The following is a 13,174-nucleotide window of genomic DNA, read 5'->3' as shown; positions in this document are numbered from 1 at the left end:
GCTCGCGAAGAAACCATCCGTCGCCACAAAAGCGTGCAGCCATGCCCAGCGCCAACCCGCTTATCCCCAGTCCGAGGCGCAAAACGGGCCAAAAAAGCGCATCGATATAACCGGGTAACAGGTACTTGTGCACATTAGTTGCGCAGACGGTAACCTTGCTGTCATATCAATCCTGACCCCGATGGCTGCCTGTATCAAAAGTTTAAGTCAATGAAAAATATCGTCTTTTTTTGTTGGTGAAAAAATCGTCAGTTTGACTGCGAGCCCCATTCCACAAGGCTTTGCGGAGGTTCGGGAGCGGTTGTCCACTGAGTTATCCACAGCTTCTGTGGATTGTCCCTAGCGCTTGCTCTAGGACGGGCGTGCCGGGTTTTTTTCGACTTTACCTGTATGAAAAAGAGAGTAGAGTGGCGCGCCTTCCGATCTGTCCCACAGTGTTTTATGAAGTTTCGCTCAGTATCAGACTCTGTTACCTCCGAACACCCTCGTGTTACCCCTCCCAAGCGATTTTCCGTGCGTGTGGCCGAATGGCTGCTCGACAGCCCGCGCCTGGGCGATAGCCGTAATGCCAAGCATCTGGCGGGGCGTCTGCTCAAGCAACCGGCGCGCGAAGGCGTGGTCGCCGCGCAAAGTCGTCTCGGCCAATTGATGTGCCGCGAGTGCGGCAATGCCCGTGATCGGCGCATCGGGCAGGATCTGCTGCGCCAGGCCGCCCGCGCCGGCGACCGGCGTGCACAACGCGAACTCGGTCTGCTCGAAGACTGAGCTGTCCAACGCCCCACGCCTTGGTTAACCTTCAGGCTTTATCGAATCGGCAGGAGTGGCTATGGCTATGGACTTGACCAGCGTGTTGCTGGGTCTGGCGGGCGCGGGATTGCCGCTGCTGGCGCTGGCCTGGCAACTGCAACGGCGGGCCAGTGATCGGCAAGCCGAGGTCGCCTTGCTCGAAGAGCGTCTGGCCATGGCGCAACTGGCGCAGGACGGGCTCAACGCCCAACTTGAAGCCAGCCGCGATGAAATCGTCGACCTCGGCCAGGCCAATGCCGCCAAACAGGCGGAGCTGGCGGCCCTGCGCCGCGAAGTCGAGCTGCTGCAGATCGAGCGCGATGATGCCCGTGACGCTTCCCACGCGTGGAACATCGAGCGCGCCAACAAAGAAGCCGAATTGCGGCGTCTCGACGCTCAGGCCGCGTCGCTCAACGCCGAACTGCGCGAGCAACAGGAAAGCCATCAACAACGCCTCAACGACCTGCAAGGCTCGCGCGATGAGCTGCGCGCGCAATTCGCCGAGCTGGCAGGGAAGATCTTCGATGAACGTGAACAGCGTTTTGCCGAGACCAGTCAACAGCGCCTCGGGCAGTTGCTCGATCCGCTGAAAGAACGCATCCAATCCTTCGAAAAACGCGTGGAAGAAAGCTATCAGGCCGAAGCCCGCGAACGCTTCTCGCTGGCCAAGGAACTGGAGCGTCTGCAAGCGCTTAACCTGCGCCTGAGTGACGAAGCGACCAACCTGACCCGCGCCCTCAAAGGCCAGAAGACCCAAGGCAACTGGGGTGAACTGATTCTTGAACGGGTGCTGGAACACGCGGGGCTGGAGAAGGGCCGCGAGTACCAGACGCAGGTCAACCTCAAGGGGCCAGACGGCGAGCGCTTCCAGCCGGACGTGATCATTTACCTGCCGGGCGACAAGCAGGTGGTGGTCGACTCCAAGGTCAGCCTCACTGCCTATCAGCAGTACGTCGCCGCTGAAGACGACACCCTCGGCCAGATCGCGATCAAGCAGCACGTGCTGTCTCTGCGCAGCCACGTCAAAGGCCTCGCCGGCAAGGATTACAAGCGTCTGGAAGGCCTGCACAGCCTCGATTTCGTCTTGCTGTTCGTGCCGATCGAGGCGGCGTTTTCCGCTGCATTGCAAGCTGAGCCGGCGCTGTTTCAGGAGGCGTTCGACCGCAACATCGTGATCGTCAGTCCGACCACGTTGCTGGCGACGTTACGGGTGATCGACAGCCTGTGGAAGCAGGAGCGGCAGAGCCAGAACGCCCGGGAAATCGCTGAGCGTGCCGGCTGGCTGTACGACAAGTTCGTACTGTTCATTCAGGATCTGGACGAAGTCGGCAATCGCCTGCAACAGCTGGACAAGGCCTACAGCTCGGCGCGCAACAAACTCACGGAAGGGCGCGGCAACCTGGTCAGCCGCAGTGAGCAGCTCAAATTGCTCGGCGCGCGGGCCAGCAAGAGTTTGCCGGCGGATCTGCTGGAGCGGGCGATGACCGATGTCGATGGGCTGGTCGAGCTCCCGGAATAACCCGAAGAGCTTCGCGAGCAGCCTCGCTCCCACAGTGAAATGCATTCCAAAAGTGGGAGCGGGCTTGCTCGCGAAGGCGTCAGTGGTAGCGCTGCAACACTCAAGTCGAACGGTTACAACGGCACATACCGACTCAACAACGCCCGCAACGCCGCCGGTTTCACCGGTTTGGCCAGATAATCCAGCCCCGCCGCATGCACCTGCGCCACCGTCTCCGGACGACCATCGGCGCTGATCACCACCCCTGGTACCGGCTCACCCAGCGTGGTGCGCAACCACGCCATCAGCTCGGTTCCAGTGTCGCCGTGGTCGAGGTGATAGTCGACCAGTGCCAGTTGCGGTCGCACGCCATCGTTGAGCAGCGCCGCGCATTCCTCGCGATTGCGCGCCGTCCATACCTGACAGCCCCAGCGGGTCAGCAGGCTGTTCATGCCAATCAGAATGCTGTCTTCATTGTCGATGCACAGCACCTGCGCGCCGCTGAGCAAGCGGCCATTTAACTCCACCGCGGTGTTCTGCGGCAGTGATTGCGCCCGGGCCAGCGGTACGCTGACACTGAACACGCTGCCGCGCCCCGGCCACGAGCGTACGCGCAGGGTGTGGCCGAGCACGCGACATAAACCGTCGGCAATCGCCAGGCCCAGCCCAAGACCTTTTTCGGCGCGGGTCTGATGGCTGTCGAGGCGCTTGAACTCCTCGAAAATCACTTGTTGTTTGTCTTCCGGAATCCCCGGCCCGCGATCCCACACTTCCAGACACAGTTCGCCGCCACGTCGGCGCACGCCTAACAACACTGGCCCTTTGGCGTAGCGGAAAGCGTTGGTCAGGAAGTTCTGCAGAATCCGCCGCAGCAATTTGATGTCGCTGTCGATGCGCAACTGGCTGCCTCGCACGCGGAAAGTCAGACCTTGTTCCTGGGCCAGCGCCTTGAATTCGGCGCCGAGCGTATCGAACAGCTCATTGAGCGCGAACGGCTTGCGATCCGGGTTGATCTTGCCGTTTTCCAGGCGGGAAATATCCAGCAGGTCGCTGATCAGGTCTTCTGCCGAACGCAGCGAGCTGTCGAGGTGTTGCACCAGTTTCTGCGCCTCGCTGCTCAAGCCGTCGTCCTGATGGGAGAGGGCGGCAGAGAACAGGCGCGCGGCGTTCAACGGCTGCATCAAGTCATGGCTGACGGCGGCGAGGAAACGGGTTTTCGACTGATTCGCGGCCTCGGCATGGCCCTTGGCTTCGGTCAGTGCGACGTTGAGCTGCGATAGCTCTTGGGTGCGCTCGCTGACCCGTTGCTCCAAACCTTCGTTGGCCTCGGTCAGCGCCTGCTCGGCTTCGCGGAACGCGGTGATGTCGGTGAAACTCATGACGAAACCGCCACCGGGCATTGGGTTGCCGATCAGCTCGATCACCCGGCCATTTGGGAATAGGCGTTCGGACGTGTGCGCGCGGCCCTGACGCATCCAGTGCAGGCGCCGGGCAACGTGGACTTCCGCCTCGCCGGGGCCGCACAAGCCGCGTTCGGCGTTGTAGCGAATGATGTCGGCAATCGGCCGGCCGACGCTGATCAAACCGTCCGGGTAGTTGAACAACTCCAGATAGCGGCGGTTCCACGCCACCAGCTTCAGCGACTGGTCGACCACGCTGATGCCCTGGGTAATGTTTTCGATCGCGCCTTGCAGCAAGGCGCGGTTGAACTGCAGCACTTCCGAGGCTTCGTCAGCGATCCGGACGACGTCCTCCAACTGCATTTCCCGACCTTCGATGGCGGCTTTTACCACCGCGCGCGTCGACGAAGCACCGAGCACACCGGCCAACAAGCGTTCGGTGTGGGCGATCCATTCGCCATCGGCGTTCTGGTTCGGGTTGAAGCCCTTGCCCTGCCGGTAGGCGAAACGAATGAAGCTCTGTCGCGCGCGCTCTTCACCGACAAAGCGTGCCGCCAGTTGCAGCAAATCATCAATCTGCACCGCCAGCATCGAGCGCGCACTCGGCCGCGCGCTGATTTCCTGGCCGATGAAGCGCCCGGCCTGCCAGTGTTCCGAAACCCGGGTGCGCGACAGAACCGAGACCCAGGCGAACAAGGTGAAGTTGCCCGCCAGCGACAGCACCACGCCTTGGGTCAGCGGGGTGATCGGCAGGTTCAGCGGGTTACTGTGCAGCCACGAAAGGCCCGGGAACGTGCTCAGCGACCAGCCGAGGCTGTGGGCGGCAATCGGCAGGATCAGCGTGTAAAACCAGAGGAACGTACCGGCGGCCAGACCGGCGAACACCCCACGGCGGTTGGCCTGTTTCCAGTACAGCGCGCCGAGCATCGCCGGGGCCAGTTGGGTGACGGCGGCGAAGGCGATCTGGCCGATGGTCGCCAGGCTCGCCGTGGAGCCGAGCAAGCGGTAGCTGACGTAGGCCAGCAACAGAATCAGCACGATGCTCACGCGGCGCACCGATAGCATCCACTGGCGGAACACCTCGAACGGGCGCTCGGCGTTGTTACGACGCAGCAACCACGGCAAAAGCATGTCGTTGGAGACCATGGTCGACAGTGCCACGCTGGCCACAATCACCATGCCGGTGGCCGCCGACGCGCCGCCGATGAACGCCAGCAACGCCAGGGCCGGATGGGCCTGGGCCAGCGGCAGACTGATCACGAACGAGTCGGGCAGCACGTGACTCGGCAGCATCATCTGCCCGGCGAGGGCGATCGGCACCACGAACAGCGCGGCCAGCGCCAGATACGCCGGAAACACCCACTTGGCCAGGCGCAGGTCCTGCGGGTCGATGTTCTCCACCACCGTGACGTGAAACTGCCGTGGCAGGCAGATGATCGCCATCATCGCCACCCCGGTCTGCACCACCATCGACGGCCAGTTGATCGTTTCCTTCCAGTATTCCTCAAGGCGCGGCGCGAGCATCGCCTGATTGAACAGGTCGTCAAAACCGTCGTACAGGCCATAGGTCACGAACGCGCCAACGGCGAGAAAGGCGAACAACTTGACCAGCGATTCAAAGGCAATCGCCAGCACCATGCCGCGGTGGTGCTCGGTGGCATCGAGGTTGCGCGTACCGAAGACGATGGTGAACAGCGCCAATACCAGCGAGACGATCAGCGCGGTGTCCTGGGCGCGGGTACCCATGGCGTCGGCACCGGCGCCGATCAGCAGGTTCACGCCGAGGACGATGCCTTTGAGTTGCAGAGCGATATAGGGCAGGACGCCAACCAGACAGATCAGCGCCACCACCACCGCCAGCGATTGCGATTTGCCGTAGCGCGCGGCGATGAAGTCGGCAATCGAGGTGATGTTCTCCTGCTTGCTGATCATCACCATTTTCTGCAGGACCCACGGCGCGCCCAGCAGCAACAGGATCGGTCCGAGGTAGATCGGCAGGAATGACCACAGCTGTTCGGCGGCTTGGCCGACGGCGCCGAAGAACGTCCAACTGGTGCAATAAACCGCCAGTGACAGGCTGTACACCCACGCGCGCATCCGCGGCGGCAACGGTGTGCTGCGACGGTCGCCGTAGAAGGCGATGGCGAACATGATGGCCATATAGGCCAGGGCGACGGCGGCGATCAGCCCGGTGGACAGCGACATGCAACACTCCCGACAAAAGACTCCCCGGCAGTCCTGCCCGGGCGGACAGTCTCGCATGAGTATGGCGGTTAGTCAGTGTCGACCAAGGTCGTGGCGTGGCGGGGTGTCGCAGGTTTGAAACCGGGTGGTTTTTGGGGTGACTCATCAGGCCCCATCGCGAGCAGGCTCACTCCTACAGGTGGAACGCATTCCAATAGTAGGAGTGAGCCTGCTCGCGATGGCGTCAGTCCTGTTGCAGTGCGATATCGATCAACCGATGCAGTTCATCCACCTCCAGCGCCGCCGCCGAAAACAGAATCCGGAACACCACCGGCGCCACCACCAGATTGATCAACCGATCAACACTCGGCGCCGGCTCGTCAGGGTGACGCTCGATGATGGTCTGCAACTGCGCACCAAGAATCGTCACGCAGTACCCCGGCGTGGCGCTGGCCTGCACGTCGCGCATCATGTTGCGCCCCGGCTCCGAACTCATTTCGTCCAGATATTGCTCGGCCCAGGCGCGGATATCACCGCGCAGGTCACCGGTCACCGCCGGTTCGCTGTCAGGGCGCATGCGGGCGAGGGCGACGTCGGCGAGCAATGCTGCCAGATCACCCCAGCGCCGATAGATCGTCGACGGCGTGACCCCGGCGCGCGCCGCGATTTGCGGGACGGTCACGGTGCTGCGCTCCTGTTCTTGCAGAAGTGCGCGGACTGCCGAATGAATCGACTCTTGCACCCGGGCACTGCGCCCGCCCGGGCGTAAACCTTCTTTAATAGCCATGCGTCAGACCTTAACACAAAGAATTTGCTTTAAGCCAAAGCCGAGAGCACACTCCGCAAAAGCAAAAAATTAGCTTTTGCGGAGTGTGCCCATGACCAGCCTTGCTTCCAACCGTGGCAGCCTGATTTTTCTGGCGATCACCTTACTCAGTTTTCTCGCCGCTTCCACGGCGCCGACGCCGTTGTATCACCTGTATCAGGATCAACTGCACTTCTCGGCAGCGGTGCTGACCCTGATTTTCGGCGTGTATGCGCTGAGTCTGCTGGCGGCGCTGCTGACGGTCGGATCGCTGTCCGATCACCTGGGACGTAAACCGGTGATTTTCACTGCCGTGCTGCTCAATGCGCTAGCGATGTTGCTGTTTATCAACGCCGACAGTGTTGCCTGGCTGATCAGCGCCCGCGTATTGCAGGGTTTTGCCACCGGCATGGCCACCGCTGTTTTGAGCGCGACGCTGCTCGACACCGACCGTCAGCAAGGGCCGTTGATCAACAGCGTCGCACCGTTGCTCGGCATGGCGCTGGGCAGCATGGGCTGCGGCTTGCTGGCCGAGTTCGCCCCGGCGCCGTTGCAACTGACTTACTGGCTGCTGCTGGCGCTGTTTGTGTTGCAGGCGGTGTATGTCTGGCGTCTACCGGAAAGCGTCACTCCACAAGCCGGGGCCTGGGCTTCGCTGCGGCCAACCCTGCATGTGCCGGTTCAGGCGCGTTCGACCTTGTGGCGTGTGCTGCCACTGAACACCGCAACCTGGGCCCTCGGCGGCTTTTTTGCCTCACTGGCACCGTCGCTGGTGCGCACTGCTACCGGTTCGACTTCGAACCTGATCGGCGGCGCTACCGTTTCGGCGTTGACCGTGACCGGGGCGCTGATGATCTTCACTTTGCGCAATCGTCCCGCCGGCAAAGCCCTGCAAATCGGCGCCAGTCTGCTGCCTATCGGCGTGCTGCTGATTTTGCTCGGCGTGCACAGCGCCAGTCTGGCGCTGTTTTTCCTCGGCACACTGGTTGCCGGTTGCGGCTTTGGCTCGGGTTTCCTCGGCGCGGTGCGCAGCCTGGTGCCGTTGGCCCTGCCGCATGAACGGGCCGGTTTGATGTCGGCGTACTACGCGCTGAGTTATCTGGCGTTCTGCCTGCCGGCCTTGTTGGCCGGGCATTTGACCCGAGCCTATGGGTTGCTGGCGACCACCGACGGCTATGGCGCCGGATTGATCGTCCTTGCCGTCGCCGCGCTGTTGCTCAGCCTGCGCCCGCAAGCAGTGAAGGCTTGCAGCACTCCATAAACGTGATGGTTTCAGCTACCTTTGTCCGGCCTTCTTTTCACGGATCGACAGATGAAGATTATCCGCAGCAAGTCGTTCACCGCCGAGCGTGCCTGGGGTGGACTGGACATCGCCAACATGAACGGCATCACCACACGCCTGCACTGGACTGATCAGCCGTACAAATGGCACGTCAACGATGGTGAGGAAGTGTTCGTGGTGCTCGATGGGCAGGTGCAGATGCACTATCGCGAACAGGGCGAAGAAAAACAGGTGCTGCTTGAGGTTGGCGATATCTTCTACGCCTCGGTCGGCACCGAGCACGTGGCGCATCCACGGGGCGCGGCGCGGATTCTGGTGATCGAGAGCGAAGGCAGTGTTTGACTGCTTATCTGTAAAGTAGATAACAGATAGAGAAATTACCCGTTATATAGATATTCGATTCGGTTCTACCATGGGCTCAACCTCACCAGAGGACAGGAGTTCATGATGACTTGCCCCAACATTGCCAAACCCGGCATCAAGCCGTTCAGCCAGCTTCAGCATCCGCGTGAAGTGATCCGTCAATTCACCCCGAACTGGTTCGCCGCGACCATGGGTACCGGCGTGCTGGCCCTGGCGCTGGCGCAACTGCCGGTGGCGATTCCCGGGTTGCACGCGGTGGCCGAAGGTTTGTGGCTGTTCAACATTCTGTTGTTCACCCTGTTTACCTTCGCTTATGCCGCGCGCTGGATTTTATTCTTCGATGAAGCGCGGCGGATCTTCGGCCACTCCACCGTATCGATGTTCTTCGGCACCATTCCCATGGGCCTGGCGACCATCATCAACGGCTTTCTGCTGTTCGGTCTGCCACGCTGGGGTGAGGGGGTGATTCATCTTGCCGAAGTACTGTGGTGGCTCGACGTGGCGATGTCGCTGGCCTGCGGCGTGTTGATCCCCTACATGATGTTTACCCGCCAGGAACACAGCATCGACCAGATGACCGCGGTCTGGCTGTTGCCGGTAGTCGCCGCAGAAGTGGCAGCGGCCAGCGGTGGCTTGCTCGCGCCGCATCTGGCTGATGCCCATGCGCAACTGGTGGTGCTGACCACCAGCTACGTGCTCTGGGCATTTTCCCTGCCGGTGGCGTTCAGCATTCTTACCATCCTGCTGCTGCGCATGGCCCTGCATAAACTGCCCCACGAAAACATGGCCGCTTCGAGCTGGCTGGCCCTCGGCCCGATCGGTACCGGTGCGTTGGGCATGTTGCTGCTGGGCGCTGATGCACCGGCGATCTTCGCCGCCAACGGCCTGCCGGGCATCGGTGAAATCGCTGCGGGCGTGGGGCTGATCGCCGGTATCACCCTGTGGGGCTTCGGCTTGTGGTGGATGTTGATGGCGCTGCTGATCACCGCGCGTTACCTGCGTGACGGCATCCCGTTCAACCTCGGCTGGTGGGGTTTTACCTTCCCGCTGGGCGTGTATTCGCTGGCGACCCTCAAGCTCGCCAGCACGCTGAACCTCGGTTTTTTCAGCGTGGTCGGCTGCATGCTGGTGAGCCTGCTGGCGGTGATGTGGCTGATCGTCGGTAAACGCACCGTGCAAGGCGCGTGGCGCGGTGAGCTGTTTGTCTCACCTTGTATTGCAGGGTTGAAGAAATAACCTGAAAAGTTTAGGTAAGGTGTGGCCTGGAACGCCGATCGAGATTCCAATAAGCAGATCCAGGCCATTCTCTACCGACCTCAGGGAAACACGGAAGATGAGTCACCCCTCACAGTTCAACCTGCTTCGCACTCGGCGCTTTCTGCCGTTTTTCATCACGCAGTCGCTGGGCGCGTTCAACGACAACGTGTTCAAGCAATCGCTGATCCTCGCCATTCTGTATCGGCTGACCATCGAAGGTGACCGTTCGATCTGGGTCAACCTGTGCGCGCTGCTGTTTATCCTGCCGTTCTTTCTGTTTTCGGCGTTGGCCGGGCAGTTCGGGGAAAAATTCGCCAAGGACGCGTTGATTCGTCTGATCAAGCTCGCGGAGATCGCGATCATGGCCGTAGGATCGATCGGTTTCCTGTTCGATCACCTGTCGCTGATGCTGGTGGCACTGTTCGCCATGGGCACGCATTCGGCGCTGTTCGGGCCGGTGAAGTATTCGATCCTGCCGCAGGCGTTGCGTGAGGATGAACTGGTTGGCGGCAACGGGCTGGTGGAGATGGGCACGTTTCTGGCGATTCTCGCCGGGACCATCGGCGCCGGGATCATCATGTCCTCGACGCACTACGCGCCGCTGGTTTCGACCGCGATTGTCGGGATTGCGGTGCTCGGTTATCTCGCCAGTCGCAGCATTCCCCGTGCAGCGGCGGCGTCGCCGGAAATGCGTCTGAACTGGAACATCTTCAGCCAGTCCTGGGCCACGCTGAAACTCGGTCTGGGCCAGACGCCTGCGGTGTCGCGTTCGATTGTCGGCAACTCGTGGTTCTGGTTTGTCGGGGCGATTTACCTGACGCAGATCCCGGCCTACGCCAAGGAATGGATGCACGGCGACGAAACCGTGGTGACGCTGATTCTCACGGTGTTTTCAGTAGGCATTGCGCTGGGTTCGATGCTGTGCGAGAAGCTCTCCGGGCGCAAGGTCGAGATCGGTCTGGTGCCGTTCGGCTCGTTCGGTCTGACTGTGTTTGGCCTGCTGCTGTGGTGGCATTCCGGTGGTGTCCCGGAAAGTGTCACCGGCCACAGCTGGACTGAAGTGCTGGGTTTTGCGCATACCTGGGCGGTGCTGGTCGACATTCTCGGCCTCGGTATTTTTGGCGGTTTCTATATCGTGCCGCTGTACGCCTTGATCCAGTCGCGCACCGCTGAAAACGAGCGGGCGCGGGTGATTGCCGCCAACAACATTCTCAACGCTCTGTTTATGGTGGTCTCGGCGATCGTTTCGATCGTGTTGCTGAGTGTGGTCAAACTGTCGATTACGCAGCTGTTTCTGGTGGTGTCGCTGCTGAACATCGGCGTCAACGCCTACATCTTCAAGATCGTCCCCGAGTTCAGCATGCGTTTCATGATCTGGCTGCTCAGCCATTCCATGTACCGCGTCGAGCACCGCAACCTTGAGGCGATCCCGGACGAGGGCGCGGCGCTGCTGGTGTGCAACCACGTGTCGTTCGTCGATGCGCTGCTGATCGGCGGCGCGGTGCGTCGGCCGATTCGCTTTGTCATGTACTACAAAATCTACAACCTGCCGGTGCTGAACTTTATCTTCCGCACGGCGGGGACGATACCGATTGCCGGACGCAACGAAGACATCCAGATCTACGAAAAAGCCTTCACCCGGATTGCCCAGTATCTGAAGGACGGTGAGCTGGTGTGCATCTTCCCCGAAGGCAAGTTGACCACCGATGGTGAGATCAACGAGTTCAAGGGCGGCCTGACGCGGATTCTCGAAGAGACGCCGGTGCCGGTGATTCCGCTGGCGTTGCAAGGGTTGTGGGGGAGTTTCTTCAGCCGCGATCCGAACAAGGGGCTGTTCAAGCGGTTGTGGTCGCGGGTGACGTTGGTGGCGGGCTCGGCGGTCGAGGTTGAGGCGGCGCAGCCGGCGAAATTACAGGGTTTGGTGGGGGCGTTGCGCGGGGCAGTCAGATAATCGTCGCCTGATCAGCCCTCATCGCTGGCAAGCCAGCTCCCACAGGTTTTCTGGATTTACACAAGATTTGTGTTCACCGCAGATCCCTGTGGGAGCTGGCTTGCCAGCGATGGGGCCAGTGGCCTAAGCGCTGACCTTGAGGCCAATCAACCCGGTAACGATCAACGCCACACTGGCCAGCCGAATCAGCGCCATCGACTCGCCAAACAGAATGATCCCGGCAATCACCGTGCCCACGGCACCGACCCCGGTCCAGATTGCATAAGCCGTACCCAGCGGCAATTCCTTCATTGCCAGACCCAGCAGGCCAAGGCTGATGGCCATGGCCGCAACGGTCAGGACGGTGGGGAGCGGGCGGGTGAAGCCGTCGGTGTATTTCAGGCCGACGGCCCAGCCGACTTCGAACAGGCCGGCGAAAAACAGAATGATCCAGGACATAAGAGACCTCCATCGATTGACGGGGCCGTCCCCAGATTGATAACTCGATCGAGCCGCAGGGTCGTCCCCGCGTAGCGCAACAGTCTGCCGAGCATTAATCCGGGGATCAAGTTTGCCGGTCAGTCGGCCGGCTGCTGCGCTAGCGCCTCACGGTCTTCTTTCTCGCTCATGCGCCGGAAGTACGTCGAGAGCAACGCCCCGGAAATGTTGTGCCAGACGCTGAACAACGCGCTCGGCACCGCCGCCAGCGGCGAAAAGTGCGCGCTGGCCAAGGCCGCGCCCAACCCCGAGTTCTGCATGCCGACTTCCAGCGCCAGCGACTTGCGCTGCGCCAGTGGCAACTTGAACAGGCGCCCGGTGAAGTAACCCAGCAAGTAGCCGAAGCTGTTGTGCAGCATCACCACGGCCATGATCAGCAGCCCGGATTCGGCAATCTTCGCCTGACTGGCAGCTACTACGGCGGTGACGATGATCACAATGCTGACCACCGACACCAGTGGCAGCACGTCCACCGCGTGGCGCACCCTGTCGCCGAGCACGCGTTGCGCGACCACGCCGAGCACGATCGGCAGCAGCACCACTTGCAGAATCGACCAGAACAATTCCATGAACGAAACCGGCAACCACGCCGAAGCCAGCAGCCAGATCAGCGCCGGGGTCAGCAACGGAGCGAGGAGGGTGGTGACGGCGGCAATCGCCACCGACAGCGCCAGATCGCCGCGGGCCAGCCAGGTCATGACGTTGGAAGAGGTGCCGCTTGGGCAGCAGCCGACCAGAATCACTCCGACCGCGATTTCCGGTGGCAGATGGAAGATCTGGCAGAGCAACCACGCCACGCCGGGCATGATCACGAAATGTGCGACCACGCCCAACGCCACACGCCACGGATGGCGGGCGACGGCAGCGAAGTCATCGAGTTTGAGGGTCAGGCCCATGCCGAACATCACCAGCCCCAGCAGCGGCACGATTGCGCCTTTGAGGTCGAGGAACCACGCCGGTTTCAGGAGCGCGATCACCGCGAAAATCAGAACCCAGTAAGCGAAGGTATTGCCGACAAAGCGGCTCAGTGCAGCCAGTGCGCGCATGGCCCGATCCTTATTATTAGTTACACCACAAAACCAATTGTGGGAGCGGGGTTGCTCGCGGAAGGGGGGGGGGCGGCAGGGTGATGTTTGGTGGGACCCCCCCCTTCCCGCGGAGCCCCCCCCCC

General features: G+C 61.4%; 10 protein-coding genes. 6 read left to right on the top strand and 4 right to left on the bottom strand.

The features are described from left to right. Window positions 1-441 precede the first annotated feature (441 nt). Both LVD08_RS05400 and rmuC read left to right on the top strand, forming a co-directional pair. Entirely contained in the window at window positions 442-765 is a 324-nt protein-coding gene (locus tag LVD08_RS05400) for a sel1 repeat family protein (protein ID WP_081730279.1), read from the top strand. Between the two features lie 175 nt (window positions 766-940). Next, the gene (gene rmuC / locus LVD08_RS05395; protein ID WP_202371152.1) at window positions 941-2,305 is read left to right on the top strand and encodes a DNA recombination protein RmuC; all 1,365 of its coding nucleotides are present in this window, start codon (window positions 941-943) and stop codon (window positions 2,303-2,305) included. Window positions 2,306-2,418: 113 nt separating this feature from the next. On the opposite strand, the gene LVD08_RS05390 is transcribed toward rmuC, so the two are convergent. Next, complete coding sequence (locus tag LVD08_RS05390; RefSeq protein WP_247267665.1) at window positions 2,419-5,889, bottom strand: hybrid sensor histidine kinase/response regulator; 3,471 nt, start codon at window positions 5,887-5,889, stop codon at window positions 2,419-2,421. 223 nt (window positions 5,890-6,112) lie between these two features. After that, window positions 6,113-6,655, bottom strand: a complete 543-nt coding sequence (locus LVD08_RS05385) for a TetR/AcrR family transcriptional regulator (RefSeq protein WP_247267664.1) — start codon at window positions 6,653-6,655, stop codon at window positions 6,113-6,115. Window positions 6,656-6,746: 91 nt separating this feature from the next. Between LVD08_RS05385 and LVD08_RS05380 the strand changes: the two genes are divergently transcribed. The 4 genes from LVD08_RS05380 (at window position 6,747) to LVD08_RS05365 (ending at window position 11,526) form a co-directional block, all read left to right on the top strand. Continuing rightward, window positions 6,747-7,934 (top strand): MFS transporter, encoded by a 1,188-nt coding sequence (locus LVD08_RS05380; RefSeq protein WP_247267663.1) that lies wholly within the window; start codon window positions 6,747-6,749, stop codon window positions 7,932-7,934. A gap of 51 nt (window positions 7,935-7,985) precedes the next feature. After that, window positions 7,986-8,297 (top strand): cupin domain-containing protein, encoded by a 312-nt coding sequence (locus LVD08_RS05375; protein ID WP_247267662.1) that lies wholly within the window; start codon window positions 7,986-7,988, stop codon window positions 8,295-8,297. Between the two features lie 105 nt (window positions 8,298-8,402). Continuing rightward, window positions 8,403-9,554: a TDT family transporter gene (locus tag LVD08_RS05370; protein WP_247267661.1), complete on the top strand. Its 1,152-nt coding sequence runs from the start codon at window positions 8,403-8,405 to the stop codon at window positions 9,552-9,554. 97 nt (window positions 9,555-9,651) lie between these two features. Then, a complete protein-coding gene (locus LVD08_RS05365) occupies window positions 9,652-11,526 on the top strand; it encodes an MFS transporter (protein WP_247267660.1) in 1,875 nt (624 codons plus the stop codon). Between the two features lie 123 nt (window positions 11,527-11,649). Here LVD08_RS05365 and sugE read toward each other — a convergent pair whose 3' ends face one another. Together sugE and LVD08_RS05355 are read right to left on the bottom strand one after the other, a co-directional pair. Further along, window positions 11,650-11,964 (bottom strand): quaternary ammonium compound efflux SMR transporter SugE, encoded by a 315-nt coding sequence (gene sugE, locus LVD08_RS05360; protein ID WP_007962927.1) that lies wholly within the window; start codon window positions 11,962-11,964, stop codon window positions 11,650-11,652. A gap of 119 nt (window positions 11,965-12,083) precedes the next feature. Continuing rightward, complete coding sequence (locus LVD08_RS05355; RefSeq protein WP_247267659.1) at window positions 12,084-13,049, bottom strand: bile acid:sodium symporter family protein; 966 nt, start codon at window positions 13,047-13,049, stop codon at window positions 12,084-12,086. Between the last annotated feature and the right edge of the window lie 125 nt (window positions 13,050-13,174).

The organism is Pseudomonas sp. YL2 (assembly GCF_023063025.1).
GTDB classification, from domain to species: Bacteria; Pseudomonadota; Gammaproteobacteria; order Pseudomonadales; family Pseudomonadaceae; genus Aquipseudomonas; species Aquipseudomonas putida_A.
Note: the sequence above shows the minus strand (reverse complement) of the source record. Positions and strands in the feature narration are given on the sequence as shown.